General features: G+C 73.1%; 19 protein-coding genes. 6 read left to right on the top strand and 13 right to left on the bottom strand.

Translation table 11 applies throughout. The features are described from left to right. The first annotated feature begins 68 nt into the window (after positions 1-68). Positions 69-1,418 carry a hypothetical protein gene (locus WMF31_RS36265; protein ID WP_436606327.1) on the top strand — a complete coding sequence of 450 codons (1,350 nt, stop codon included), beginning with the start codon at positions 69-71 and terminating at the stop codon, positions 1,416-1,418. An 88-nt stretch (positions 1,419-1,506) separates the two neighbouring features. On the opposite strand, the gene WMF31_RS36260 is transcribed toward WMF31_RS36265, so the two are convergent. From WMF31_RS36260 to WMF31_RS36235, 6 genes are all read right to left on the bottom strand, one after another. Then, entirely contained in the window at positions 1,507-2,172 is a 666-nt protein-coding gene (locus WMF31_RS36260) for a hypothetical protein (RefSeq protein ID WP_436606326.1), read from the bottom strand. A 301-nt stretch (positions 2,173-2,473) separates the two neighbouring features. Further along, on the bottom strand, positions 2,474-4,150 hold the full coding sequence (locus WMF31_RS36255) for an SBBP repeat-containing protein (protein ID WP_436606325.1): 1,677 nt from the start codon (positions 4,148-4,150) through the stop codon (positions 2,474-2,476). Further along, complete coding sequence (locus tag WMF31_RS36250) at positions 4,150-5,178, bottom strand: tetratricopeptide repeat protein (RefSeq protein WP_436606324.1); 1,029 nt, start codon at positions 5,176-5,178, stop codon at positions 4,150-4,152. Before WMF31_RS36250 ends, WMF31_RS36255 begins: the two co-directional genes overlap by 1 nt. Before the next feature lie 8 nt (positions 5,179-5,186). Beyond that, positions 5,187-7,154, bottom strand: coding sequence for a protein kinase domain-containing protein (locus tag WMF31_RS36245; RefSeq protein ID WP_436606323.1), 1,968 nt, complete (start codon positions 7,152-7,154; stop codon positions 5,187-5,189). A gap of 281 nt (positions 7,155-7,435) precedes the next feature. Continuing rightward, entirely contained in the window at positions 7,436-8,791 is a 1,356-nt protein-coding gene (locus WMF31_RS36240) for a cyclic nucleotide-binding domain-containing protein (protein ID WP_436606322.1), read from the bottom strand. Between the two features lie 138 nt (positions 8,792-8,929). Beyond that, positions 8,930-9,670 carry a dienelactone hydrolase family protein gene (locus WMF31_RS36235; RefSeq protein ID WP_436606638.1) on the bottom strand — a complete coding sequence of 247 codons (741 nt, stop codon included), beginning with the start codon at positions 9,668-9,670 and terminating at the stop codon, positions 8,930-8,932. A 146-nt stretch (positions 9,671-9,816) separates the two neighbouring features. Between WMF31_RS36235 and WMF31_RS36230 the strand changes: the two genes are divergently transcribed. Next, positions 9,817-10,599, top strand: coding sequence for a hypothetical protein (locus WMF31_RS36230; protein WP_436606321.1), 783 nt, complete (start codon positions 9,817-9,819; stop codon positions 10,597-10,599). A 94-nt stretch (positions 10,600-10,693) separates the two neighbouring features. Here WMF31_RS36230 and WMF31_RS36225 read toward each other — a convergent pair whose 3' ends face one another. The 3 genes from WMF31_RS36225 to WMF31_RS36215 form a co-directional block, all read right to left on the bottom strand. Next, positions 10,694-11,509, bottom strand: coding sequence for a hypothetical protein (locus tag WMF31_RS36225; RefSeq protein WP_436606320.1), 816 nt, complete (start codon positions 11,507-11,509; stop codon positions 10,694-10,696). 314 nt (positions 11,510-11,823) lie between these two features. Further along, the gene (locus WMF31_RS36220; RefSeq protein ID WP_436606319.1) at positions 11,824-13,008 is read right to left on the bottom strand and encodes a PLP-dependent aminotransferase family protein; all 1,185 of its coding nucleotides are present in this window, start codon (positions 13,006-13,008) and stop codon (positions 11,824-11,826) included. A 432-nt stretch (positions 13,009-13,440) separates the two neighbouring features. Next, the gene (locus tag WMF31_RS36215; protein WP_436606318.1) at positions 13,441-13,908 is read right to left on the bottom strand and encodes a cellulose binding domain-containing protein; all 468 of its coding nucleotides are present in this window, start codon (positions 13,906-13,908) and stop codon (positions 13,441-13,443) included. Between the two features lie 7 nt (positions 13,909-13,915). On the opposite strand from WMF31_RS36215, the gene WMF31_RS36210 reads away from it, so the two are divergent. Further along, complete coding sequence (locus WMF31_RS36210; RefSeq protein WP_436606317.1) at positions 13,916-14,881, top strand: hypothetical protein; 966 nt, start codon at positions 13,916-13,918, stop codon at positions 14,879-14,881. Between the two features lie 329 nt (positions 14,882-15,210). After that, positions 15,211-15,861: an ABC transporter permease subunit gene (locus tag WMF31_RS36205; protein ID WP_436606316.1), complete on the top strand. Its 651-nt coding sequence runs from the start codon at positions 15,211-15,213 to the stop codon at positions 15,859-15,861. Here the strand turns inward: WMF31_RS36205 and WMF31_RS36200 are convergent. Next, positions 15,797-16,261 carry an SRPBCC family protein gene (locus WMF31_RS36200; protein ID WP_436606315.1) on the bottom strand — a complete coding sequence of 155 codons (465 nt, stop codon included), beginning with the start codon at positions 16,259-16,261 and terminating at the stop codon, positions 15,797-15,799. The two genes, WMF31_RS36205 and WMF31_RS36200, sit on opposite strands and share 65 nt — an antisense overlap. 379 nt (positions 16,262-16,640) lie before the next feature. On the opposite strand from WMF31_RS36200, the gene WMF31_RS36195 reads away from it, so the two are divergent. Beyond that, positions 16,641-18,272, top strand: a complete 1,632-nt coding sequence (locus WMF31_RS36195; protein ID WP_436606314.1) for an FAD-dependent monooxygenase — start codon at positions 16,641-16,643, stop codon at positions 18,270-18,272. 14 nt (positions 18,273-18,286) lie between these two features. After that, positions 18,287-18,922 carry a TetR/AcrR family transcriptional regulator gene (locus WMF31_RS36190; protein ID WP_436606313.1) on the top strand — a complete coding sequence of 212 codons (636 nt, stop codon included), beginning with the start codon at positions 18,287-18,289 and terminating at the stop codon, positions 18,920-18,922. A 61-nt stretch (positions 18,923-18,983) separates the two neighbouring features. On the opposite strand, the gene WMF31_RS36185 is transcribed toward WMF31_RS36190, so the two are convergent. The 3 genes from WMF31_RS36185 to WMF31_RS36175 form a co-directional block, all read right to left on the bottom strand. Beyond that, the gene (locus tag WMF31_RS36185) at positions 18,984-19,847 is read right to left on the bottom strand and encodes an Hsp33 family molecular chaperone HslO (RefSeq protein ID WP_436606312.1); all 864 of its coding nucleotides are present in this window, start codon (positions 19,845-19,847) and stop codon (positions 18,984-18,986) included. A 178-nt stretch (positions 19,848-20,025) separates the two neighbouring features. Continuing rightward, a complete protein-coding gene (locus WMF31_RS36180; RefSeq protein WP_436606311.1) occupies positions 20,026-24,297 on the bottom strand; it encodes a hypothetical protein in 4,272 nt (1,423 codons plus the stop codon). A 14-nt stretch (positions 24,298-24,311) separates the two neighbouring features. Then, positions 24,312-26,132: an OmpA family protein gene (locus tag WMF31_RS36175; protein ID WP_436606310.1), complete on the bottom strand. Its 1,821-nt coding sequence runs from the start codon at positions 26,130-26,132 to the stop codon at positions 24,312-24,314. Positions 26,133-26,298: the final 166 nt, after the last annotated feature.

The following is a 26,298-nucleotide window of genomic DNA, read 5'->3' as shown; positions in this document are numbered from 1 at the left end:
CTAGCATGGGATAGACGATGTCGGGGTCGTTTCTTGGTCGGCGCGCGCGCGCCAGCTATCCTTGAAACATGCGTGCAGCCATTGTCGCTCTTGCCGCCTCCTCCGCGCTCACCCTCGCGTCGCCCGCCCAGGCGGCAGAGGGCGTGCGGTGCGGCTTCTATGGCGTCGATCCGGGGGCGCCCGTCGACGCAGGGGAGGTGATCCTCGACGCCCAGCACGCCGAAGCGCTCGCGCGCTCGGGCGCCGGCGCGGCGCGCGTCGAGTTCCGGCTCGACGGCGCCGAGGCGTGGGACGAAGAGAAGCGCGCCGAGTACGATGCCATCGTCGACGCCGTGATCGCCGCGGGCCTCGAGCCGGTCGGGCTGCTCTCCCACCGCGCCGCGCGAGGAGGGCAGTCCCGCTGGAACGACGATCCGGACGGGGACGGCGACAATGCCTATGTCGAGGAGTTCGTCGGCGCGGCGGAGGTCCTCATGTCGCGGTTCGCCGGGCGCGTGCACCGCTGGGAGATCTGGAGTCAGCCGAACTGCTTCGAGGACCCGGACCACGCGCTCGACCCCATGAACGCGGGCTGCACGTACATCCTGCCGCGCGTGCTCGCGCAGATCCTCGGCCAGATCCGCGCCCGCAACGAGGGGCTCTTCAACGTCGACGCGCTCTCGCTCATCACGGGCGGCCTGCTCGTCGCGGAGGACCTCGCGGCGCCGATCTCGGGGGCCGATTACCTGCGCGAGCTCTACGATCAGCCGGTATGGGACGCGCTCGAGGCGCGCTACGGCCGGCGTTATCCGTGGTCTCACCTGGGCTACCAGATGTTCATTCAGCAGCTGGGCGAGGTCGACGCGGTGGCGATCGCCGGCGCCCTCGACGAGGTGCGCGCCATTGCGGAGCAGCACGGAGACTCGAGCGAGCTCTTCATCACGGGGATGGCGTGGGCGGCGAACGTCGTGGGCGAGGAGCTCCAGGCGGAGAACCTCCGCACCTCCTTCGAGTTCCTCGCGACCCGGCGGGATGTCGCCGGGGCGATCTGGGCCAGCTATCGAGACGCGCCGCTCGCCGATCTGTCCTACGGCCTTGTCGGGCAGAACGACGCCCCCAGGCTCGCGCTCGCGGCGCTCCGCGACGCGGCCGCCGGCTGCGAGCGCGAGGACGGCGGCGGGGCGGGGAGCGGCCCCGGAGGGAGCGGATCGAGCGGCGGCTCGATAGGCACCTCGGCGCCTCCCGTCGGCGACGGGCTCAGCGGGCGACCCATCGATGGAAAGCGGCGGGAGAGCTCCTGCAGCCATGCCGCGGGCGCACCTCGGGGCGGAGGCGGCGCTCGGCCGGATGCGGGGTGGCTCGCGTTGCTCGTCGTGGTCGGCGCGGGCGCGGTCACGCGCTCCCGCGGCAGCGCGCGGCGCTCCCGGCGCGTGATCTGACGCGCGTCACCAGGAGGCAGCGGGCGAGCGATCCGAGCCTCGCCTCCACGGGTGCCATGGCGTGCCCGTCACCGGCCACGCGCGGCGTCTACAGGCAACCGCAGAGCGGATCGCCCTGCTTGCACTCGCACTTCGCGCCCTTCTTCGCCGCCGCCAGCCGGACGCCGCGCGCCGCCTTGCCCGGCGCCGCAGCCCGGCCTCGCCGGGCCGCAGCCGCCTTGGGCGAGCCCTTCGCGCTCCTCGCGCCGGCCGCCGTTCCGTCCTCGTCCTCCTCTGCTGCCGCCAGGGCCGCCTCCGCGGCCTTGTACGCGAGGACGATCTTTTGCGCCTTCTCGGCGTCGCTCCTGGCCGCCTCGAGCTCGGAGGTCAGGGCGGCGATCTTCCTGTCGCGATCTTCGAGCTGGAGGTTGAGCTGCGCGATCCTGTCCTGCTCGGCAATGCGGGCGGCCACCGCCTCGGCCTGGCCCGCCTCCGCCTCCTGGACCTTGCCGGCGAAGACGGTGACCGCGCCCGCCATCAGGGCCGCCGCGACCAGGCTGACCCCGACGACGAGCCGATTCCGCCGCTTCTGTCGCACGTTCTGGGCGAGCGCCGCGAGCTCGCGGTCCAGGTCCCCTGCGCTCGCCGCGGGCGGCACGCTGGCCGCCATGGGCGCGATGCTGGAAGGCGCCGCGACCGGCGCGATCGGCCGCCCGTGGAGGCCAGCAGCAGGTTGAAAGGAGAGCGCTCCCGGACTGTCTTGACGGTTGCTCATCGCGCGAGATCTCCTCTTCCGTGAGGGCGATTGATCACAGCAACTGTGGTGCCAGGTGTGAGGTGCCTGCCCACTGGGCGTGTATATCTCCGAACGAGCCTTCGCGGAACAGGGGATCGCATGGATCCTCGGGAGCGCCTGCGGGTTCTCCCTGGTGGATCGTTCGCTCTGGTGCGCGGGGTGCTCACGGACCTCCGCACGTTCTCCTGGTCCAATCGATGTCCTGACCTGGAGTGGACCGCTGCACGTCCTCCTGGTCCAGCAGATGTTTTGACCTGGAGTGGACCTCTCCACGTCCTCCTCAGGGGCGCAGCTTGGCGACGAACACGTCGCGGCCGCCGGCGCTCGTCAAGTCGCCCGTCCCGAAATCGATGCTGCCGGCGAAATCGCCGGTCAGCAGGATGGTCCCCAGCGCATCCACCGCGACGGCCGACGCGCTCTGCTCCTGGCCATCGCCGAATCTTCGCATCCAGATCGGCTTCCCGTCCGGATCGAGCTTCGCCAGGAACGCGTCGTTCGCGCCGCTGGACGTGATGCTGTCCGCGCCGAAATTCATGGAGCCCTTGAATCTGCCGGCCACGAGGACGTTGCCCGCCGGGTCGATCGCCACATCCAGCGCCGCCTGATCGGCCGCGTCCCCGTAGCTACGGCTCCAGACGTGCGCGCCGTCAGGGGCCAGGCGGGCGACGATCGCGTTGGTCCCGCCCAGGCTGTGCACGGGCGGGCTGCCGAACTCGATCTCTCCAGCGGTGCTCCCCGCGACGAAGATGTCCCCCGCGGCGTCCACCGCGACGCCCGTGAGCTCCTGGTTCATGTGATCGCCATAGATCCTGGCCCAGTCGGTCGAGCCGTCCGGGTGGAGCTTCGCCACGAAGGCGTCGACGCCCCGCGTGGGGAGGTTTCCCTTGCCGAAGTCCACCGTGCCCTCGGCGCGGCCGACCAGGACCACGCCGTCGTCCGGCGTCACGGCCAGATCGAGGGCCGCCTGGGCGCCCGTACCACCGAATCGCTTGCTCCAGACGTGCTTCCCATCCGCGCTGATCTTGGCGACAAAGATGTCCTCCCAGTCGGCTTTCGGCAGCTCCGCCTCATCCAGCACGTTGGCCACATCGGCGTAGTGGCCAGCGACGAGGATGTTGTTCTGGGAATCGACCGCGAGCCCGTGGAGGCCATCGACGCCCGTGCCGCCGATGCGCTCGGCCCAGTCCGGGGCGCCGCCCCTCTCCGCCGACAGCTTCGCCACGAAGACATCGGCGGCGCCGTTGCTGTCGAGCGTCACCCCGCCGAAATCGATGGGGCTCTCCAGGGTTCCGGCAAGGATCACGTCGTTGTTCGCGTCGCGCGTCACGCGGCGCAGGTGCTCCCAGCCGCTCGATCCGAACCCTTGTCCCCACGTCCGGACCCCGTCGCGATCGAGCGTGGCGGCGAAGGCGTCCGTGGTATTCGCGGTGTGGTTGCCGTGAAAGCCGATCGACCCGTCGAGGCTCCCCGCGACCAGCACGCTCCCTTCGCTGTCGACGCTGACATCACGACCGTACTGATCTCCGTCCCCCCCGAGCTTCACGCTCCACACCGCGGCTCCGGTGCAGATGGCCTCGTCGTCGCAGCTCTCGTCGACGTCCTTCGTCGTGCAGCGCTCGACGGAGGGGAGCACCTGACCAACACACGCGCCGCCCTGTTCACAGCCGCCCTTGCACACGCCGCGGCCCTCGGTCATGGGGGGGCCCTCATAGCAGACCACGCAGGGCCCGTTGCCACCGGCGGAGGTGGTCGTCTCCCGCGGATCGTCGATGCCGCCCGAGCCGCCCAGGCCGCCGGAGCCGCCGGAGCCGCCAGAGCCGCCGGAGCCGCCGGAGCCGCCCTGCGCGGTGCCGCTGCCGCTCGCGGTCGCCAGGAGCACGCCCTCCGGGAAGCATCCGGCCAGCGCGCCGGCCACGCCGAGCGCGGCCACCAAGGCAGAGAAGCCGATGAATCGCATCAAAAGACCCCCACGATCCCCGCGCCCCACGGCGATATCCAAGGACGCGCCGTCGCGCCCCTGGACTTCGGCGCCGACGGCGCGGTGAAGAGCAGCGCGACGCCGCCTGCGGCGAGCACCCCGCCCGCGATGAACGCCGGCGCGGGGACGAGGCGCACCGTGTTGTACGTGCCCAGCTTGTCGCGCGTCGCTGGCGTGTCCGGGCACTCGACCGCCTCGGTGCACCCGAGGCGCACCAGGTCGCTCCGCAGTGCGCTGGCGACGCCGAACGTGATGCCCCCGACGACGAGCCCTGCCGCGCCCGTGCCGACCGCGGTCCAGCCGAGCGCGCGCCGCGTGACGTCCGGCGTGCCGCCGGCGGCGGGCGGGGGGCGGGGAGCGACCGGGGCGCCGGCGGCGGGCGGGGGGTGGGGAGCGACCGGGGCGCCGGCGGCGGCGAAATCGAGCGCGATGGTCGCTTCGTTCCGCTCCGGTAACGAGACCTCTCGCCGGATCACGCGGCCTGCCCATGCGCCTTCGACGACGTGCTCGCCAGGATCGACAGGCTGGCTGACCCCCACGAGCGCAGGCGGCACGGGCTTGCCGTCGATGGTGATCTGCACCTCGCGCTCCGGGGCGCGGAGCACCGTGACAGCGAGCCTCGGGACTCGCGCCCTGAGATCCTTGTAGGCCTTTCCGGCGTCGGCGACCGCCGCCTTGAAGACGTCGCTGGCCGAGGCGTCGAGCGGCATGCGGCTCACGTACAGGTAACGCTCGGAGGCCTCGACGAGGCGTCCGAGCTGCTCGAGGCAGCGCGCCGCGTAGAGGCCGACCGTGGGGGCGTCGATCAGCTCGTCGGCGCGATCGAGCTTGTCGAGCGCCGCCGCATACTGGCCCCTGTCGAACAGGTCGAGGCCCTCTTCCGCGAGGGCGCGGGCGGCGCTCACGGTGGCGGGATCGACGTCGGCGGCCCGCGCCGGTGTCGCGAGCGCGAGCGCGAGCGCGGTCGTGATGGCTGCAATCCGGAGGGGCCTCGATCGAGCGTTCATGCGCCTCCTCAGAAGCCGAGGCGATCGAGCTTGGATCGCGTCGCGCTGGAGGCGGCGGGCGAGGCCGAGGAGGCAGGCGGAGCCTTCGCCCGCGCCGCGGGCGAGGTCGACGACGCAGGCGGAGCCTTCGCCCGCACCGCGGGCGAGACCGCTTTGCTCGGGCGAGCGATCGCGGTCGTGTCGGAGCGCGCATGCCGCGCCGAGGAGGAGGCCGCCCTGGCGGGGGGCTGGTGGGGCCGCGCGGAGCCCGCGCCGCTCGCAGGCGTCGAGGTCGCCGCGGCGGTCGAAGCCAGGGAGGGCGTGATGGAGGGCGTCTCCGCGGCCGGCGCTGCCATGGCCGGCGCTGCCATGGCCGGCGCTGCCATGCCCGGCTCTGTCTCTGCCGCAGGCACCTCCGCCGCAGCGCCTGCCGGTGCCTCTGCCTCGGTCGCCGTGGGCGACGCTGCATGGGACAGCAGCGCGGGCGTGGTCGGCCCGTCGTGCAGCGCGCGCCAGCCCACGAACGCCCCGACGAGGATCAGCGCCGCGAGGCCGAGCACGGTGGCCGGCCGGGCACGACGCGGCCTCCAGTCGACCGTCTCCTCGCCGTCTGGGGTCGAGCCTCGCGGCGCGACAGCCGCTGCGAGCTCCGACTCCGGGGCCGCATCATCACCCGTCGGGGACGCCTCATCCGCCGGCAGGGCCGCGCGGTCGCTCCGCGGGGCCGCCTCGCCGCTGCGCGGGGCCGGGTCGTCGCCTGTCAGGACCGCGCCGCCGCTGCGCGGGGCCACGTCGTCGCCCGTCAGGACCGCGCCGCCGCTGCGCGGGGCCACGTCGTCGCCCGTCAGGACCGCGCCGCCGCTGCGCGGGGCCGGGTCGTCGCCCGTCAGGACCGCGCCGCCGCTGCGCGGGGCCGGGTCGTCGCCCGTCAGGACCGCGCCGCCGCTGCGCGGGGCCACGTCGTCGCCCGTCAGGACCGCACCGCCGCTGCGCGGGGCCGGGTCGTCGTTCCGCTGGGCCGCACCGCCGCTGCGCGGGGCCGGGTCGTCTCCCAGCGGGGCGCTCCGGGAGCGCGGCGCGGAGAAGGAGACGCTCGGCACGGCGTCCTGCGAGGCGCGCTCGGTCTCCGACGGCTCGCCCGCCGGCAGCAGCGCGGCGCGCAGCGCCTCGGCCATCGCCGTCGCCGAGGAGAACCGCTCGCTCGGCTCGCGGCTGCACGCCTTCATGAACCAGTCGTCGAACGCCGGCGGCACGGGGACGGACGCGACCTGCGAGGGGACGGGCAGATCCCCGCCGCAGATCTCGAGGATCATCGCGCCGGGCGCCTCGGCCGAGATCGCCGCCCGGCCACACACGCACTCGAAGGCGATGACCCCGAGCGCCCACAGGTCCGACCGGTAATCGACGGTCGCGCCCCGCGCCTGCTCCGGGCTCATGTACGGCAGTGTGCCGATGAGCGCGCCCGCCTGGGTCCCCATGCCCTCGCCGAACAGCGGCGTCCTCGCGACGCCGAAATCGAGGACCTTGGCCACCTCGCGGTCGTCGTCGCGCGCGAGGAAGATGTTGTCGGGCTTGAGGTCGCGGTGGACGATGCCGGCGTCGTGGGCCTTGCGGACGGCGCGCGCGACGTCCGCGAAGATGCGCGTGATCTCGGCCGGGGGGAGCGCGCCCACGCGCTGGAGCCGCGCCGCGAGATCTTCCCCCTCGAGGAGCTCCATCGCGATGAAGGGGACGTCGTTGTCCACGCCGTGATCGAGGATCTGCACGACGTTCGGGCTGCGGAGCGCCGCCGCGGCGTGCGCCTCCTGATAGAAGCGCGCGCGGACGATGTCGTCCTTCACGTACAGCGGACTGAGCATCTTGACCGCGACGGGCGAGCCGAGCGTGAGATCGTCCGCGCACCAGACGGTCCCCATGCTGCCCGAGCTGAGACGACGGACCAGTCGGTACCGGCCAACCAGCACCTGTCCCTCCAGCCCGAACGCGTTCGTCGTCATTGTCGCAGGACCTGTGGTGCGCGCGTGGCCTTCCCTACGCTGGTAATTGTACCGTGTTGATGAGCCGAAACAACGTGACGGACGAAAGTTTACGGTCCGTGGCGCGAAGCGTCAATCTGCCGGCCGCGCCTCGGCTCGCGACCAGCGGCGTGAACGTTGAGCAGATTGAGTTGCCGCGAGAGAGAGAGAGCGAGTTTGAACCACAGAGACACAGAGAGAACAACCAAAAAGCTCTGCGGCTCGAGGGGGCCACTCCCTCGGGGTTTCAGCCGATTGGTGTGCTAGATCAGCACGAAATCCTCGGCCACGGAGACCTCCTCGGCGATGATGCTCGTGGTCTCCTCGTCGCGCTGGACGGCGAGCTTGTAGAGTTGCGCCAGCACCGCCGGGTGATCCTCGACCAGACCCATGAACTCGGTGGCTGGCAGGTACAGCGCCACGGTGGGGTGGGTGGCGATGACGTCGGCGTTCGCGGGGCGGCGCAGGACCATCGCGATCTCGCCGGCGACGTCGCCCGGGCCGAGCGTCGAGAGCACGAGCGGCTCGCCGCGGGGGTCGTCCGCGGCGTCGCGCCGGACCACGGCGACCTCGCCCGACGCGATGAGGAAGAGGCCGGCCGGCCGCTCATCCTGGACGAGCAGGCGCTCGTTCTTCTCGAACGTCCGCGTGCGGAACCGCTTCACGAGCGCGGGCCTGTCCGCCTCGGGGACGACGCGGAGCACGTCGCTCATCCGGACGAGGTTCTCCATCATGCGATCGCGGCAGTAGGCCGCGAGCTCCGCGCCCACCTCGGGCTCGCGCTGCGCGAGCTGGTCGACCGCGTCGCGCTTGACCTCGAGCACGATCGAGGGGCGCGTGGCGACGACGCTGCCGGTGCGCGGCGCGCGCGAGAGCAGCGCCATCTCGCCGAACATGGCGCCGTTCGTGAGCCGCGCGAGCACGATCTCCTCGTCGCCGCGCCGGCGCCGCGCCTCGAGCTCCCCGCGCGCCACGAAGTACGCCGCGCTGCGCGCCGCGCCCTGCTCGATGACGGTCGCCCCCGCCGCGATCCAGACCGGCGTGAACGTCGCGCACAGGGCCCGGAGCGCGTCGCGCCCGACCGCGGAGAAGACCGGCTGCGGCGCGATCCCGGGGTGGTCGGTCTGGGCGGCCAGCCTGCGCGTGGCGTCGTGGATGATCTCCGTCGCCTTGTTGAGCAGGAGCGCCCCGGTGAGCACGGAGGCGAGCGGCTGGAACGCCTCCGCCGTGGGCAGGGGGGGCGGCGGCGGCGCGCCCTCGCCGAGCCGCGGCGAGCCCTTGCAGAACGACGCCGCGATCAGGTCGAGCTGGGGCCCGGGGTTGCCGCCGAAGCGCTCGAGCTCGCGCGCGGCCGCGACGGCGAGCGGCAGGTTCTCCAGGTCGATCGCGCGGACGATGGCGTTGGAGCACGCCTCGCGCGCGGCCTCGTGCCGGTTGAGCTCGCCGAGGAGGCGCCCGCAGAGGCAGAGCGCCGAGGGCATGGTCGGGTCGTGCCGGACGAGCGCCGCGGCCCAGCGGAGCGCAGCGTCGCGCTCCCCGGCGAGCGCGAGCGAGAGCGCCCGGTCGATCGGCGACTCCGCCTGGTGGGTCGAGCCCGGGAGGACCGGGGGGAGGGCCATGCGCGCGTGTATATCAGGGTTCGTCGCGCGACGGCAAAGAAGGCAGGCGGGCATGGAGGGGGGGAGGCCGACCCGTCGCGGCGCGCCGGCCGGCGGCCCGCCCTGCGCGGCCTGCCGGAAAGGGGCAGGGCGCTCCGCTCAGCCGAGGTGCTGCCTCAGGAACTCGAGGCTGCGCTCCCACGCGAGCCTGGCCGCGTCGGGGTGATGGACCTCGGGGCGGGTGTCGTTCACGAAGGCGTGGTCGGCGTCGTAGACGTGGAGCTCCATGGACTGGCCGCGCGCGGTGAGCTCCTTCCGGATCGCCTCGGCGGCGGCCGGCGTCGCCCACGCGTCGCGCGCGGCGAAATGGGCGAGGATCGGCGCCTTGACGCGCGAGGTATCGGGCGCAGGGCTCGGGACGCCGTAGAAGGGCACCGCGGCCTTGAGCTCCGGGATGGCCGCCGCGGCGGCGAAGGACAGCGCGCCGCCCATGCAGAACCCCATGACGCCGACCTTGCCGTTCGACCGCGGGTGCGCCGCGAGGAAGCTCACCGCGCCGGCGATCTCATCGAGGGCGCGCTGCTTGTCGAGCTCGTTCATGAGGCGCCCGGCCTCGCCCGCGTCCCTGGTCGTCTTGCCGTGGTAGAGGTCGGGCGCGAGGGCGACGAACCCGGCGGCGCCGAGCCGGTCGAGCAGCGAGCGGATGTGGTCGTTCAGGCCCCACCATTCCTGGATCAGCACGACCGCGGGCGACGGGCCGTCCTGCTTCGGCAAGACGATCTCGCCGGTCGCCGGGGATCCGTTCTTCGCGGGGAATGAAACCTTCTCGGACATGCGACTCCTCCCTTCCAGGGTGGGGCCGGCGCTCGCCGCCCCCATGTCGGCGTTCGGTTCAGGGATCGGCGTGCGCCGTGCCCTCGTGGACTGACGGGGATCGGCGTGCGCCGCCCCCGCTGGCCGCGCAGGATACTCACCGGGGCGGTCGCGCGCATCGCGAACTGCCGGCCGCGCTCCACGCGGGCGCGCCGGCGTTGTAAATTGACGGCGTGGATCCGCTGGCAGCGCGGTGGAGGCGGGCCGTCTCGTCCCTGAAGGAGCTCCGGCTGCGGGCCGCGTTCCTGCGCAGCGAGCTGCTGCGCGCCGAGCCCTCCTCCGTGGCCCGCGCGCTCGACGAGCTCTGTCGCGACGCCGAGCAGGCGAGCCCCCTCGCGCGCGACGTGCTCGGCGCCGTGGTGCCGGTCCTCGCGGATCCGGAGCTCGCCGAGCGCGTCGAGGAGCTCCGCCGGATCGCCGCCGAGGGCTCCCTCCTGTCGCTCTCGCGGCTCCTGCGCCGCAAGGCGCGGCGACAGGCGGCGCGGCCGCCCTCGCCGGCGATCGACGAGCGCCGCCTCGCCACCTCGAGCGCCGGCCGCGCGCTCACGCTCGGCGAGCGGCGCGCGCTCGCGCGGCGGCCGACGCGGGCCGCCTTCGAGGCGCTGCTCCGGGACCCGCACCCGCTCGTCATCCGCAACCTGCTCGCGAACCCGCGCATGACCGAGGACGACGTGATCCGCCTCGCGGCGCGGCGCCCTGCGAGCCCGGAGGTCATGACCGAGATCGCGCGGCACCCCGCGTGGTCCCAGCGCGCCCGGGTGCGCATGGCGATCGTGCAGAACCCGGGCGCGCCCCAGGAGATCGCGGTGCCGATGGTGCGCCTGCTGCTGCGGCCGGAGCTCACGCAGGTCGTGGCGGCGGCGGACGTGCCCGGGGTCGTCCGCGCGGCGGCGCGGGAGCTGCTCGAGCGCCGCCCACCCGTCCCGCGCGGGCCGGGCGGGGCGATCGAGCAATGAGCCGCGTCGCGGCGGCGCCGGCGCGACCGCGTCATCGCGGCGGCGCCGGCGCGACCGCGTCATCGCGGCGTCGCGGCGGCGCCGGCGCGGCCCGTCATCTCCGCGGCGCCCGGCGGCGTCGCAGGCGCCGCGCCGCCCGCGCGGCGAGCCCCGCCGCGGCGAGCCCCGCCGCCGCGGCAGGCAGCGCGCCGCCCGCAGGTCCGGCCGCGTGGGCGCAGGCCGCGGCCGAGGGGGCGCGCCCCGGGGGCCGCGCGGGCGCGCAGGGCGCGCTGAGGTCCGGCGCGGTCCAGGGCTGGTGGAACGCCGTCGCGCGCTCCTCGGGATCGTCCACGTTGCTGATCTCCTCGGTCTCCTCCTCGCCGAGCGCGATCCAGAGCCGCACCCGGCGCTTTTCCGGGCTCCACGCGACCAGGTAGTAGCTCCCGGTCGCCGGCAGCACGATCCGTCGTTCGAGCAGGAGCCACGAGCGGGCCGCGGCGACGGGGCCTCGGACCACCCTCGGCTCGCGCACGCCGCCGGTCGCGAAGACCTGCGCGCCGAGCCCCGCGGGCACCTCGAAGGGCAGCCTCCCCGGCCGCGGCAGGCCCGGGCCGACCAGCGCCAGCGAGGGGCGCACCCGGCGGAGCGCCTCGATGAGCGGCATGCCGAGCTGCACGAACAGCGCCTCTCCCTCCGTGGCCACGAGCTTCAGCCACACCGGGTCGCTCGGGCAGCCGAGCTCGGAGTACACGATCCGGGCGAGCGCGATATCGACCAGCTCGAGCGCGTCGTCGGCGCCCGTGTGGCTGCCGTAATCAAAGAAGATCTCGCGCGCGCGCGCGCGGGACGCGGAGGCGAGGAGCGCCGCCAGCGTCATGGCGAGCGGGGCGAGGCGAAGGAGGAGCGCCGTGCGGCGGCGTGCGTTGACCATGTCCCTGGAGGATCTCTGGTGCAGAAGCGCGCGCTGTCGACTCCGGCCGCCTCGCGCCGCGGGCGGAAAACGCCGTTCCCCGGGAGCCGGAAACCCTCATGGTCTGAACAGGAAGGGAACGAGGGGGAGGTGGGGCGCCGGCGCATTCCGCGGAGCCACGATCTCGCGACCGGCGAGCACCCGGAAGGGCCAAGGCCGCTGTCCGGTGCTGCCCGGGCAGGTGTCGTCCGATGCCTGGGCAGGTGTCGTCCGATGCCCGGGCAGGTGTCGTCCGATGCCCGGGCAGGTGTCGTCCGATGCCTGGACAGGTGTCGTCAGGTGACGTCGGCCCAGCAGCTGGCCAGGCGGCGCACGCCCTCGTCCAGCTCCTCGTCGCACGACACGGACGAGAAGCAGAGGCGGAGGGCGAACGGGCGGATGGCGCCGCTCGCGCGGAACGGCGAGCCCGGGTCGAAGGCCACGCCGTGCTCGATGGCGGCCGCCAGGAAGAACGCCTCGTTCGGCTCGCCGTCGGGCTCGACCCAGATCGCGAAGCCCCCGGCCGGAGGCTCGACCCTCCAGCCCGGCAGGTGCCGGCGGAGCGCCTGCTCCATGCGGGCGGCGCGCCGGGCGTAGAACTCCCGGAGGCGCACGAGCCGCTGATCGAAGTCCTCGTTGCGGAGGTAATCCTCCAGGATGGCTTGCGGCAGGCTGGCGGCCTGCAGATCGGCGGCCTGCTTCAGCTTGAGGACGTCGTTCCGGAGGGAGCGCGGCGGCACCAGCCAGCCGACCCGCAGGCCGGGGCACAGCGTCTTCGAGAAGGTGCCGACGTGGAACACGCGGTCGGGCGCCTCGGCCAGGAGCGGCCGCGGAGCGACGCTGTCGAAGCAGAGATCGGCATAGGCGTCGTCCTCGATGATGGGACGGAGCGTCGAGAGGACCCTCGATCGCCCGTGAGGCGATAACCTGCGTCCACGCGGGTTGGACACCGCGGGCATGAGGTAATGGGCGTCCGCGTGGCCGCCGTCGTCGACGACGGTCGTGCCGAGCGCCCGGAACAGGTCGAGCGCGCCGGGGTAGGTCTCGGGCTCGATCCCGAGGGTCGCGCCCGCCCCGCCCACGACCTGCGTCGCGAGGGAGATGGCCTGCTGCGCGCCGCTCGTCACGATGATGTCGTCGCGGGCGACCTGGGCTCCTCGCCGGCGGAGTCGCCCGGCGATCCAGGAGCGCAGGTCCTCGTCGCCCTCGGGCCAGCCGTACTGGAGCGCCGGGCAGCTCGGCGCTTGCAGGGCGCGGACGAACGCGGCGGAGAGCTTGGCGCGCGGGAACTCGCCGGGCGCGGGCAGCCCACCGGCGAAGCTGATGAGGCCGGGGGTGCGCGCGGCGCGCCGCTTCAGCTCCTCGAACCGGCCGAGGCCGAGCCGCAGACCGCTTCGTGGCGGGTCGTTGGCTGTCGGGGCCTGGAGCGGCCAGTCCTCGGACGAGGGGAGGGCGTACCGGTCGAGCGCGGTGGCTTCCATGGTGTCGAGACCCGGGCTCATCCCATTCAAGGATGATGCCGTCCTCGCCGCGCGGTTCTCGACGGAACGGACGCCCTCAGGCGGCAGCGCAGGACGTATTTCCCAGCGGAATTCGTCGCAGCGCTTCCGCTGGAACGGGCGGACACGTGGTCGCGACTGTGGCGTGATTGCGCGGCGTGCCAGGTTATCTCAGTGCGCGCTCGTGCAGTGAAATCTTTGCCAGTCGCCAGAGGATGGAAAGACGACGATTATGTATTGTATCACGCGACACGCCAGGGTTTCTCGTCTGCTGTCTCCAGAGATCCGGCGCTGGTTGCTCGGGGGCGTGGGGGCTGGCGGTCGCGCCTCGGTGCCCTGACGCTACTGCGGAAAATCGGGCAGAGGGGCGAACCGCCATGACGCCAAGGGCGCCAAGAAACCAGGGAGTAAGAACTAAGGCTCTTCGCCCCAGGCAAGCGCTCCGTCGTGGTACACGGTGATCCGCGGCCAGAGGGTCAAGGCATTTTCGGTGGTGTCGAAGGAGTAATCGTTGGTCTGGTCCTGGGTGCTGTAGTTCTCGGTATAAAGGCGGCCCTCGATGATCCTGTCAGCGCCCGCGGGGAGGGGACCTGCGCCCGCGGTGAAGCCGAGCTCGAGGTAATGATCGGCGTACATGCCCGACGTCTCCTCGAATGCCCACTCGATCTCGTCGCACCCCCCCCCGATCGATGAGTGGTCGCAATCGAACTCGAGCGGCGCCATGGAGGCATTCTCGGCGGTGAACCAGTACCGAACGGTCAGGTCGCTGAACGCCAGGCTGGAAGATCCGGTGTTCCTGAGCAGGATCCTGAAGTTGATCTCAGCGGAGGCATTTCGGCGCTCCTTCGCCAGGTAGAGCAGCTCGAGGGGCGGCGCGGTCACCCCGCCCGTGGCGGAGGTGCTCGTGGTCGCGGAGGTGCTCGTGGTCGCGGAGGTGCTCGTGGTCGCGGAGGTGCTCGTGGTCGCGGAGGTGCTCGTGGTCGCGGAGGTGCTCGAGATGCTGCTCGTGGTCGCGGAGGTGCTCGAGGTGCTGCTGGTCGTCGTGCTCGTCGCGGGGTCGCCGCCAGCGCCCCCGGCGCCGCCAGCGCCCCCGGCGCCGCCTGCCCCGCTGGTGCTCGCCGAGGTGCTGGCCGTCGTGCTCGTCATGGGGGCGCCGCCCGCGCCGCCCGCGCCCGTCGTGCTGCTCGCCGCGGTGTCAGTGGACCCGCCGCTCGCGGAGCTCGTCGCGGTGCTCCCCGAGCTGCTCGTCGTGGGTCCTGTCGAGCCGCCCGTCGTGGCGCTCGTCGTGGTGCTCGTGAGCCCCGAGCTGGACGAGGTCGCCCCGCTCGTGGTGGATGCGACGCTGTCGGCGCCTCCCGTGTTCTCGTCGTCGAGGCTGTGCCCCTGGGCGCACGCCGCGAGCCCCATCAGGGAGGCGGCGAGCAACGCCGTCGTCCCCTTCGGCCGAGACCCAGGCTGTTCACCCCGCCCGCAACTGCCACCCTCGGACAGCGCTCCCAACCGGGCTGAGCGCTTCCGCGGCTCTCCCGGGAGGCAAGCTGCGCTGGAAGTAGCAGGCCCGAGCCGGGGCGCATACCTTGTCAGCAGTCGCATCTTCATTACTCCCGGGGCACCACGGCCGAAGGTCAGACGGAAGAAAGTCGAGACCGACTCGAGTATATGGATTCGCCAGGTGCCAGCAAGTAGCTTGCCATGGCAACTTTCTGCTGATGTTATAATCGAGTGCGGTGCTGGCCCGGGCAGAGCCTCGCCCGCGCGGCCGTCACGCAGCGTATTTCATGGCTTCATGGCCACGGCGGCTGAGCTGAGCGACCTCATGCGTCTTCCAGGGGAGGCGGCGCATGGAGCCAGTTGAGCTCGGAGTCCTCCATGAACCGCGTCTGCCACTGGCCTGTCCCAGTCGCGAAACGAGAGCACCGCCCCGCAGAGCGCGTCGGCCGCGCGCTTGCACGGCGCCTCGATCAGCGCGTCGGCGAGGCGCAGGAGGTCCGCGGGCCTGTCGGGCGCGTCCGTCACGAGGGTCCTCACCCACTTGGGGTAGGGGTACAAGATGCGGTTGTGCGCCAGGAACAGCCGGCATCCGAAGAGCGCCGCGCGACGCGGTCCAGGTCATCAGATATCGATTGCCGTGCTGCTCCCCGGACTCGATTGTTACGTGTCGTTCGACGACGAACGAACGAGTCGGTGGGCAGGCTCCAGGGCGAGTCGCTCCTCAAGGCGCTTGGCGCGCTGGGCGTCGGAACGGCGATCGGCGGTCAGGTGGTGGTCGCGTGGCGCCGGGCCAGGGCGGGACTCCCGCCGGCCTCCAGGGGCGCCATGATCGCGCGCATGGCCGCGGTGCTCGTCCTGGTGCCGGCCGTGGTCGCGCGGCTCAGCGCCGATCGAGGGGTTCCGCTCGCGCTCCTCCTGCTGCTCGGGTTCGTGAGCGGCTTCGATTTCCTGGTCCGGCGGACCCGGCTGGGGCGTCACCTCCTCGCGGTGGGCGGCAACGCGGAGGCGGCGCGGCGGGCCAGCATCCGGGTGGACGCGATCCGCGTGGACGTCTTCGCGATGTGCGGGGCGCTCGCGGCCTCGGGGGGCATCCTGGCCACCTCGCGCCTCCTCGCCGTGAACCAGTCGTCCGGCGGCGGGGACGTGCTCCTCGGTGAAGTTCATGGTGACCGGCGCGGCGCTCCTCGTGGCCGTGACCGTCGATGCGGTCGCGAGGCCCGGCCGGCAGCCGGCCGGCCGCCCCTGACCCCGCCCGGCGACCTCCGGGGCGTCGGGCGCGTCACGCCGCGCGGGCGTCGGGCGCGGCCTCGAGGCGTCGCTTTGCGGCGATCAGCATCTCGGTGAACGCCGCGGTGAACATGCGCCTGGCGAGCGGGCCGAGCAGGTTTCCCACGAGCGGCACCGGGACCTCGAAGCGCGAGGTCCAGTGGACCTCCGTACCCTCGCCGCGCGGGGTGAAGCGGAGGGTCGAGCCGTGATGCCGGAGAGGCTGGGTGCTCTCACGGATCTGGTATTCGAACGAGGTGGGGCGCTCGAAGGCGGTGATCTCCTCGACGTAGCGGATCCGCTTCCCGACCCGGACCTCGCGCAGGGCGCCGAGCCCGTTGCGCTCGGTGAACCCTGGGCGGATGAGCGTCGTGTGGGTGCGGTCTCCGGAGCGAAGGAAGCTTTCGTGATCGGCCACCGCGTCGAAGACTTGGTCGATCGGGGCGTGGATGTAGACGTTCACGTGGAGCTCTTCCATGCCGCGACCATCGCATGGATCCCGGGGAGCGAGCACGCGGTCGATCACCCCAACCTTGGTCACCCCAACCTGGGTCGGCCCGTCCTCAACGTGGGTCGGTCCCAGCCCCAACCTGGGTCGGCCCCAGCCCCAACCTGGGTCGGCCCCAGCCCAACCTGGTCGGCCCGGCCCCAGCCCAACCTGGGTCGGCCAGCCCCAACCTGGGTCGGCCCGTCCTCAACGTGGGTCGGCCCGTCCCCAACCTGGGTCGGTCCCAGCCCCAACCTGGGTCGGCCAGCCCCAACCTGGGTCGGTTCCGGCCGCCATCGCCTTGCCAACCCCCATCCCGTCGCCCTACTGTGAGTGAGTACTCACTCACACTGCTTGGTGGAGGTGAACGATGGCGCGATCGTTGGATGCGCTGGTGGTCGGCGCGGGGCCGACCGGGCTGACCCTGGCCGGAGAGCTCGCTCGGCGAGGGCTCACGGTGCGGATCGTGGACAAGGCGCTGGAGCCGCCGTCCGATCACTCCCGAGCGCTCGCCGTGCAGGCCCGGACGCTGGAGCTCTTCGGCATGATGGGGATCGCCGACGCAGCGATGGAGCACGGCGCGCGCGTGACGGGCCTCAACGTCCTGCTCCCGAGCGGACGGCGCGCGCGGCTGCCGATCTTCTCCTTCCCGGAGCTGTCCACGCCCATTTCGGGCCTCTTCGTCATCCAGCAGCTCGACACCGAGGAGGTCCTCGCCTCGCGCCTGCCCCCGCTCGGCGTGACGCTCGAGCGGGGCGTCGAGCTCGCCTCCTATTCGCAGGACAGCGCCGGCGTCACGTGCACGCTCCGCCACGCCGACGGGAAGCTGGAAGAGGTCCGCTCGTCCTGGCTCCTCGGGTGCGACGGCGCGCACAGCGCCGTGCGCAAGGGCGCCGGCATCCCCTTCGAGGGGGACACCTACGACGACCACTGCATGCTCGGCGACCTCCTCGTCGACTGGCAGCTGCCCGACGGCGAGATCTACATCAGCCCTTCGCCCCGGGGCATGGCGGCCGCCTTTCCCGTGCCCGGCCGCCGCCGGTTCCGGGTCGTCCTCATCCTGCCCGAAGCGCCCCCGGTCCGGAATGCGGCGGTGTCGCTCGCGGAGTTCGAAAGCACGATGCGCGCCATCATCCCGGTGCCCTTCCAGATCGAGCAGGCGATCGTCCTCTCTCGCTACCGCCTGCACCACCGCGTGGCCGCGCGCCTCCGCAGCGGGCGCGTGCTCCTCGCCGGGGACGCGGCGCACATCCACAGCCCGGCCGGCGGACAGGGCATGAACACCGGGATCCAGGACGCCTTCAACCTGGCCTGGAAGCTCGCGGCCGTGCAGCAGGGCCGGATGCCAGCGTGGCTGCTGGACACCTACGAGCAGGAGCGCCTGCCCGTGGCACGCCGGCTGGTCGACTTCACCGATCGCCTCTTCGGCTTCCTGGCCGGCCACGGCCCGCTCAGTCACACCCTGCGCGCGCTCGCGCCGCACCTCGCGATCCGCGCCTTCGGCCTGTCGCCCGTGCAGCGCCGGATCCTGGGGTTCGTCTCGCAGCTCAAGATCCGTTACCGGAAGAGCCCGCTGTCCGTTCAGCTCGGGACCCCGCCGGCGCGCGGCCCCCGCGCCGGCGACCGCGCCCCGGACGTCGCGCTCCGCAGCGGGGCGGGCGAGGAGGTCCACCTCTTCGAGCTGCTGCGCGACCCCGAGCCCGTGCTGCTGCTCTTCGCCGGTCCGCGGGCCGACGGCGCGTCGGGCGAGCGCGCCCGGAGGCTCGCCGCCCGGCTCGCCGGGCCCGACCTCAAGGTCGTGGTCCTCGGCGCAACCGAGGCCGGTGGGTACGCCGACCCCGACGGGCGCGCCCACGCGACGTACGGCGTCGAGACCACGGCCGCCGTCCTCGTCCGGCCGGACGGCTACATCGGCGTGCGCAGCGACCCGATCGACGAGGGCGAGCTCGGGCGGGCGCTCGACCGGCTCTTCACGCGGCGGACCGGCGCTGCCCGGACATGACGGAGAGGACCCCGATGACCCGCCGCTCCCGCTCGAACGACGCGCCGACCGAGGCGCAGCGCAAGATCGTCGAGGCCGCGGTGAGCGCCTTCGCCGAGCACGGCTTCCACGGGACCGCGACCCGGGACATCGCCCGGCGCGCAGGGGTCGCCGAGGCGACGATCTTCAAGTACTTCCCGAGCAAGCGAGACCTCCTGCTCGGCGTGCTCGGCCCCGCCCTCGAGCAGCTCGTGGGCTCCGCGCTGGCGCGCTCGATGGAGCCGCTCTTCAGCGTCACCTACCCGAGCTTCGAGGCGTTCCTGCGCGCGCTCCTGGCCGAGCGCGTCGCGTTCGTGCGCGCCCACCCCCGGCTCGTGCGCATCCTCGCGCAGGAGCTGCCGTTCGACGCGGAGCTGCGGGCCGGCATCGTCAGCCGGGTGATCGCGCCGTTCCTCACGAAGGGGCTGGCGCAGATCGAGCAGTTCCAGCGCGAAGGGCAGATCGTCGGCTGGCCGCCGCCCCTCGTCCTGCGCTGCATCATGTCGACGTTCGCGGGGTACATCCTCCACCGCGTGTTCATCGCCCCGGACGAGGCGTGGCCGGACGAGGCCGAGGTCGAGCGGGTCATCACCTTCCTGGTCCGCGGCCTCTCGCCCGAGCGGCCGGCGTGAGGCGCACGGCGCCCCACCCCCCGCCGGCGCGACCGGCCGCGCGCCGCGGCCGCCCGCAGGATCAGCTCGTCGTCAGCAGCGAGCGGAGCTGCGCCGGCGCGACCTGGTAGTCCTTGCCGCAGTAATCGCAGCGGATGTCGAGGACCTTCCCGTCGTCGACCATCTCCTCGATGTCGCTGCGCGGCAGGCTCGCCAGCGTCGCCATGACCCGGAGCTCGCTGCAGCGGCAGCTGAAGCTGAGCGGCGAGTCGTCGAGCCGCGAGAACGGCATGCCGTAGAGCAGCTCCTCGAGCAGCACGTCCGCCGAGGCCCCCTCGTGCGCGAGCACCTCGTCGAGGCGCTCGAAGTCCTTCAGCCGCTCGGTCATCACCATGAGCGGGCCGCGCTCGACCTCCGGGAGCAGCTGGACCAGGTACCCGCCCGAGGCGCCGACGCCGCCCTCGTCGAGCAGCGTCGCCACCGCGATCATCGAGACCACCTGCTCCGACTCCTGCATGTACGTCATCAGGCCGCCGGAGATGCCGCCCGAGGCCGGGACCTCCACGACCCCCTGGTGCAGCATGCCGTTCGGCAGCGTGCGCATGACCTGCAGCAGCGACCCTCCCCCGATCTCCACGGCGCTGCCCTCGGCGCCCTTGCCCAGGTTCACCAGGCCGCGGCTCGTGCCGTCGGGGTGCGCGTCCGCCACCAGGGTCCCGCGCCCGCTCGCCTCCTTGACGATCGCCTGCACGCGCAGCTTCGGCGCCATCGCCTCGCGCACGAGGATCGCTCCGGTGATCAGCTCTCCCAGCCGCTGCGCGGTCGCGCCGGTGGCCGACTGCACCGCGGCGGCGCCCCGCACGGTCTCGGTGGTCAGCGCCGTGATGACGCGGAATGCGCCATCCATCGTGATGGCGCGAACGACGGAATCAGAAGGTCGGAGCAAGAGTCCCTCTCCCGTGGAATCGATATCGTTAGGCCACGGACGGCCGATGGCAACCCGAGGCGTACCGGGCCCCGGCCCGGCCCGGTCCGCCGACGCGGCTCACGGTCCACCGGGCGGAGGCGCCCGCGAGCGGCCGACATCATAGCAACCCTGGATTCTCGACGCGCCGGCGCGCGCTCTAGCTGCGCCGGCGGCGCCGGTGCAGCGCGGCCGCGCAGGCGCCGGCCGCGAGCAGGGCCCACGGCGCCGAGCGGCCGCTGTCGCCGCTCGCGCCCACCGCGCAGGCGCAGCCGCCGCCTTGCACCACGACCCCGGCGCCGGGCACCTCCTCCTCCTCCTCCGTGGGGCACTCGCCGATGGAGCCGTCCGGATTGCGGCAACCGGGGACGCATTGCCTCGTCTCCGGGTCGCACACCCTCCCGCTGCCGCACTGGCTGTCCTGCTCGCAGCCCGTCGGCTCGCTGTCGTCCGCCGGGTCGTTCGGATCGCGCTCGCCCTCGTCGATCACGCCGTCGTGGTCCGCGTCCTCCTCGCCGTCGATCACGCCGCCGCCGTCGGTGTCGCGGCTCGTCGGATCGGTCGTCGTCTCCCCGCTGTCCCCGTCGGCGATGCACGTCTCCGCGGCGGGGTTGGTGTCCGGGTGGGAGCAGTCCTTGCCGAGCTCGGTCCCGTCGAAGAGCCCGTCGTCGTCGCTGTCCGGGTCGAGCGCGTTGATCTTCCCGTCCTCGTCCGTGTCCTCGCCGGCCGCGACCTCCTCGCCGTCGAGCACGCCGTCGTCGTCGCTGTCCGCGTCGTCCGGATCCGTGCCGAGCGCCGTCTCCTCGCTGTTCGAGAGGCCGTCGCCGTCGCGATCGCCCGCGTCGTCCCCGGCGTTGTTCGGATCGGTCTCCCCCTCGTCGACCCTCCCGTCGTGGTTCAGGTCCTCCTCGCCGTCGCTGATGCCGCCGCGGTCCGTGTCGGGATCCACCACGCTCGTCGTCGAGAGCCCGCCGTCGGCGTCCGGCGTGCAGCGCTCGGCGCCGGCGTCGGTGTCCGCGTGGGAGCAGTCCTTCCCCGCCTCGGTGCCGTCGAAGAGCCCGTCGCCGTCGCTGTCCGGGTCCAGCACGCCCGGCAGATCGTCGCCGTCGCCGTCGTCGCTCGGGTTCGGCTCGTCGCCGTCGAGCAGGCCGTCGTCGTCGGAGTCCGCGTCGCCGGGGTCCGACCCGAGGAAGACCTCGAGGTCGTCGCTCAGCCCGTCGCCGTCGCTGTCCGGGTTCGTGGCGTCGTCGTCCGCGTGCCCGGCCGTCGGGTCGGTCTCGCCCGCGTCGACCGCGCCGTTCAGGTCGGCGTCCTCGGAGCCGTCGGTCGCGCCGCCCCGATCGCTGTCGCGGTGGACCGGCGAGGTCGTCGTGGCCGCGTCGGCGTCCGGCGTGCAGTGCCCCGCGTCCACGTCGGTGCCCGGATCGTCGCAGCCGAGGCCGAGCTCGGTGCCGTCGAAGAGCCCGTCGTCGTCGCTGTCCACGTCGCGCACGTTGATGAGCCCGTCGCCGTCCGTGTCGTCGCTCGGGTTCGGCTCGCGGCCGTCGCGCACCCCGTCGTCGTCGGTGTCGCTGTCGCCCGGGTCCGTGCCGAGGTGCCTCTCGAGGGCGTCGCTCAGCCCGTCGGCGTCCCGGTCGGGGTTCCCCCCGTCGTCGTCGCCGTGACCGCGGGTCGGGTCGGTCTCGCCGTTGTCCGCGACGCCGTTCAGGTTGGCGTCCTCGGAGCCGTCGCGCACGCCGCCCCGGTCCGTGTCCGCCGAGACGGGCGACGTCCTCGTGAGGCCGGCGTCGGCGTCGGCGACGCAGCGCCCCGCGTCCACGTCGGTGCCCGGATCGCTGCAGCCGAGGCCGAGCTCGGTGCCGTCGAAGAGCCCGTCGTTGTCGCTGTCGACGTCGAGCGCGTTGATGAGCCCATCGCCGTCGGTGTCGTGGGCCGGGTTCGGCTCGGCGCCGTCGAGCACGCCGTCGTCGTCGGAGTCGCCGTCGTCCGGGTCCGTGCCGAGGCGCTCCTCGAGGAGGTCGCCCAGCCCGTCGGCGTCGCGGTCCTGGGTGCCCGAGTCGTCGCCTCCGTGGCCGGCCCCGGGGTCCGTCTCGCTCGCGTCGACCACGCCGTCGAGATCCCAGTCCTCGGATCCGTCGGAGATCCCGCCGCGGTCGGTGTCGGCGTCGAGCGGCGAGGTCCTCGTGGCGCCGGCGTCGCCGTCGGGGGTGCAGTTGCCCGCCGCCGCGTCGGTGCCCGGCCCGCTGCAGCCGAGGCCGAGCTCGGTGCCGTCGAAGAGGCCGTCGTCGTCGCTGTCGACGTCGAGCGCGTTGATGAGCCCGTCACCGTCGTGATCGTCCGTCGGGTTCGGCTCGTTGCCGTCCTGCACGCCGTCGTCGTCGGAGTCGGCGTCGTCCGGGTCCGTGCCGATGTGCTGCTCGAGGCGGTCGCTCAGCCCGTCGCCGTCCGTATCGACGCCGGCATCGTCGTCGGCGCCGCGCCCGGCGGTCGGGTCCGTCTCGCCCGCGTCGAGCACCCCGTTCAGGTTCGCGTCCTCGGAGCCGTCGGGCACGCCGCCGTTGTCGGTGTCCGCGTCGAGCGGGTCGGTCGTCGTCGCGCCGGCGTCGCCGTCGGGCACGCAGTGCCCCGCGAGCGCGTCCGTCCCCGGGCCGTTGCAGTCCGTCAGGCCGACCTCGGTCCCGTCGAACAGCCCGTCGTTGTCGCTGTCGACGTCGAGCGCGTTGATGAGCCCGTCGCGGTCGGTGTCGCGATCCCAGAGCTCCTCGTCGCTGTCGCGGATGCCGTCGTCGTCCGAGTCCGCGTCGTTCGGGTCGGTGCCGGCGGCGATCTCGTCGCCGTCGCTCAGCCCGTCGCCGTCGCTGTCGACGAGGATGTCGGTCGGCGGCGCGCCCGGATCCATGCCGTTGCCGTCCGTCGGGTACTCGTAGACCGTGTCCCCCTCCGGGCTCTTCGCCGTGATGATGGCCTGGTTCGAGATCAGGCCGCCGGTGGTCTCGTCGATCCGGACCCGGAACCGCACCGTCGTGGTCTCGTCGACGCCGAGCGACCCGCCGCCCGCGCCGCTCGCCCCATGGCCGAGCCGGACGCGGATCTCCCTGGTGTTCTCGAGGTACTCGCCCTGGTCGCCGTCGCCCTCGTCGGTCAGGCTCCCCGGGGCCGGACCCGTCGTGATCTCCAGCGAGCCGGGCACGTAGGTCACCCCGGCGGGCAGCGGATCGGTCAGCACGACCTCCGCGGCCTCGTCGTTCCCGGAGTTCGTGACGACGATCGTGTATTCGAGCGTGTCGCCCGGCTTGACGCCGCCGCCGTCGAGGTCGAAGACCGCCTTGCTCGACGTGGAGAGATCCGGCAGGAGCGTCGGCACCGACGTGACGATGCCGCCGAGAAGGTAGGTATCGAGGCCGCCGGAGACGACCGGCCTGATGACGGCCTCCCTCGTGCTGGGCGTGAGCAGGTGGGTCGGGACGTAGACGACGTCGAGATCGATGCCGCTCATGCTGTACTTCACGCCGGTGAGCTGCGGCAGGTCGCCCGGCACGGACACCGGCGCGCCGAGGTACGAGCGGGTGCTGTTGAAGAAGTCGTTCGCCGGGTTCTGCGCGTCCGACAGCGCGGTCCCGTTCCACAGGATCGCGTCGCCGGTCGTGTTGTCGCCGTCGTAGCCGATGACGCCGAGCTTCGCCTGGCCCGCGTCCGGGGGGACGGCGAACCCGGAGACCCTCCACTCCACCATCGTGGTGCTGAGCACGGAGTCCAGGTCGTCGAGGAGGGCGAGGTGCCGGGCGGGCGCGCTCGGGAGCTCGTAGAACACGACCATCCACCAGCCCGCGAACGCGAACGCCTGGTTCTCGCCCCGGAGGTCGGCCGCATTGAGGATGCCGCCCAGCTGATAGGCCCCCTCGCCGCGCGCTCGAACGAGCGAGGTGACGTCGGCGACCACCTGGGAATGGGTGAGGGCGGCCGGCACCTCGCCCGAGAGGATGCCGGTCACCGTCGTCTCGAAGCCGCCGGCGCCGGACCGGGCGAGGGTCGCGCTGAGCTGGGCCGAGCCCGACGTGCGGCTCACCGCCCAGTAGAGGTACGCGTGGGTCACCCGCGCGCCGTCGGGCAGGTCGAGGACCGCGGTGCTCCGGGCCCTCGAGGGCAATACCGTGGTGCTCGCCTCCGCCTGCCCGGCGAAGGGGCTGTCGGCCCGCCAGTAGACGTCGGGCGCCGAGTCGCTGGTCTCGGCGCCGCAATTGCCCAGGTCGCCCACGACGGGGGCCGGCGTACCGGTGAAGCAGTCGTGCGCGAGCGTGTTGCCGATGAGGACGAAATCGCCCCGCTGCTTCACCTGGGCCCGCGGGGACGACGGGGCCGCGCCCGCGATCCCCGAGAGCGCCCCGAGCAGCGCGGCGCCGGTGAGCCCCGTGATTGCCAATCGCTTTGCCATCGAAGCCTCCAGCCCTACGGCTGCTTCTTTGCCTTCTCCGTGATGTTGAACTGGACGCGCCGGTTCTGCTGGCGCCCGGCCTCGGTCTTGTTGTCCGCGAGCGGCACGTCCGGGCCGTAGCCCTTCGCCACCATGCGCTCGGGCGCGATCCCGCGCGCGACGAGCGCCTTGACCACCGACTCGGCGCGGGCCTGGCTCAGCCTCGTGTTGAACTGCCGCGTGCCGCGGTTGTCGGTGTGGCCCTGGACCTCGACCTGGAGGATCTCCGGGTGGTCGTTGAGCACGCCGGCGACCTCGTCGAGCAGCTCGTCGCTCTCCTTCTTGATGGTCGCCTTGCCGAAGGCGAACTGCACCTGCTGGAGGATGACGATCTCGGTCTCGGTCACCCGGACCGCCACCGGGCAGCCGTTCTGCTTCGGATCCGCGTTCGGCTTGCCCTTCTCGTTCGGGCACGCGTCCTGATCGTCGCGGAGGCCGTCGCCGTCGGTGTCGCCCGGGCAGCCGTTCGTGGCCGGCTCGGTCGTGACGAGCCCGGGGATATCGGGGCACGCGTCCTCGGCGTCGGGGACCTTGTCGCCGTCGCGGTCGGGCGGCGGGCAGCCGTTCTGCTTGGGATCCGGGGCGGCGACGCCGGGCACGTCGGGGCAGGCGTCGACCGGATCGACGATGCCGTCGCCGTCGGAGTCCCCGGGCGGCGGGCAGCCGTTCTTCCTGGGATCGGGGTCGGCGACGCCGGGCACGTCGGGGCAGGCGTCGACCGGGTCGGCGAAGCCGTCGCGGTCCGCGTCCTTGGGCGGCGGCGGGCAGCCGTTCTGCCGCGGATCCGCGCTCCCGACGCCCGGGACCCCCGGGCAAGCGTCCACCTCGTCGGCGATGCCGTCGCCGTCCCGGTCCTTCACGGGCGGCTTCACCTCGGGCGTGTAGGCGAGCATCGCCACGGCGCGGAACGAGGGCGTGCCGATCCCGGAGGTGAAGCCGGGGCCCACGCCGAGGCCGGCCTCGAAATCGCTGGCGACGCGGTAGCGCCCGCCGAGCAGGGCCTCGAGGTTCGTCGTGCGCTGCTGGAGGTCGGAGACCGTGATCGCGCCCGTGATCTCGGGGCCGAGCTGGAGCCGCCGCTCGTCGTCGAGCAGCAGCCCGAGGCCGGCGCCCCACTGCACCATCATGCCGCTCTCGACGTTGGCGAACGGCTTCTTGGCCCGGAACTCCGGCCCCGCGGAGAACGACCACACCGCGCGGCCCAGGTGGCCGCCGAGGACGAGCTGCGGCGCCCCGCGCACCGCGCCGTCGCCGGAGTACGCCTCGGGGTCGCCGGTCGGCAGCCACACGTAGCCGGCGACGGCGAGCTGGAACGGGTCGTGGTAGCCGCCGTAGAGCGTCGCGCGCGCGCCGAGGCGGAGATCCCCGAGCGCGCTCGTGGTGGGCGGCGCGAGCTGGGCGCCGGAGGCCGCCCCGCCGTCGCCGGACTGGAGCGCGAGCGGCAGATCGGCGCTCACCGTGAGGCGATTCCAGAGGGCGAGCGAGGCGCCGAGGTGCAGGAGGAGCTGGTTGCCGACGACCGCGCCGCGATCCTCGTTGCCCGACCGGGTCCGCAACACGAGCGGATCCTGGGCGTAGTCGCCGAGGAGCATGATGTGGGGAGATGCCTCTCCGGCCGTGTAGGCGGACTGGACTCCGAACATCCTGTCGCCGGCGGGCGCTGGCTGGAATCTGTCGAGCGCGAACCCCTCGGGGGCCGCAGCTTCCTGCGCCTGGGCGCGGGCGGCTGCGCCGACGAGGCACAGCGTCGCCGCGAGCACGGCGGTCGGATAGGTCCCAAGTCTACGAGCCTGCATGAACGGGGTCGCCTCCTTGCCGGAAGGAACAGCAAGCGCCGCGAGTATCGACCGAAACGGTCGCGCCGTTCAACGTTTCACGAGGTCTTCAGCGGCCCGCGCCGCGCGTGCCGGCCCTGGCGGAGGGGCGCTGGGGCCGCGGTCGGTGGATGGGCCGGCGCGTCCG

The organism is Sorangium sp. So ce1036, from assembly GCF_051369805.1.
GTDB lineage: Bacteria > Myxococcota_A > Polyangia > Polyangiales > Polyangiaceae > Sorangium > Sorangium cellulosum_F.
This window is presented reverse-complemented; position numbering and strand designations above follow the sequence as displayed.

Coding starts and splice junctions, on each gene's coding strand:
- WMF31_RS36265 (WP_436606327.1), top strand. CDS start 69: ATGCGTGCAGCCATTGTCGCTCTTGCCGCCTCCTCCGCGCTCACCCTC.
- WMF31_RS36175 (WP_436606310.1), bottom strand. CDS start 26,132: ATGCAGGCTCGTAGACTTGGGACCTATCCGACCGCCGTGCTCGCGGCG.
- WMF31_RS36250 (WP_436606324.1), bottom strand. CDS start 5,178: ATGAACGCTCGATCGAGGCCCCTCCGGATTGCAGCCATCACGACCGCG.
- WMF31_RS36240 (WP_436606322.1), bottom strand. CDS start 8,791: ATGGCCCTCCCCCCGGTCCTCCCGGGCTCGACCCACCAGGCGGAGTCG.
- WMF31_RS36245 (WP_436606323.1), bottom strand. CDS start 7,154: ATGACGACGAACGCGTTCGGGCTGGAGGGACAGGTGCTGGTTGGCCGG.
- WMF31_RS36200 (WP_436606315.1), bottom strand. CDS start 16,261: ATGGAAGAGCTCCACGTGAACGTCTACATCCACGCCCCGATCGACCAA.
- WMF31_RS36180 (WP_436606311.1), bottom strand. CDS start 24,297: ATGGCAAAGCGATTGGCAATCACGGGGCTCACCGGCGCCGCGCTGCTC.
- WMF31_RS36220 (WP_436606319.1), bottom strand. CDS start 13,008: ATGGAAGCCACCGCGCTCGACCGGTACGCCCTCCCCTCGTCCGAGGAC.
- WMF31_RS36260 (WP_436606326.1), bottom strand. CDS start 2,172: ATGAGCAACCGTCAAGACAGTCCGGGAGCGCTCTCCTTTCAACCTGCT.
- WMF31_RS36225 (WP_436606320.1), bottom strand. CDS start 11,509: ATGGTCAACGCACGCCGCCGCACGGCGCTCCTCCTTCGCCTCGCCCCG.
- WMF31_RS36195 (WP_436606314.1), top strand. CDS start 16,641: ATGGCGCGATCGTTGGATGCGCTGGTGGTCGGCGCGGGGCCGACCGGG.
- WMF31_RS36190 (WP_436606313.1), top strand. CDS start 18,287: ATGACCCGCCGCTCCCGCTCGAACGACGCGCCGACCGAGGCGCAGCGC.
- WMF31_RS36255 (WP_436606325.1), bottom strand. CDS start 4,150: ATGCGATTCATCGGCTTCTCTGCCTTGGTGGCCGCGCTCGGCGTGGCC.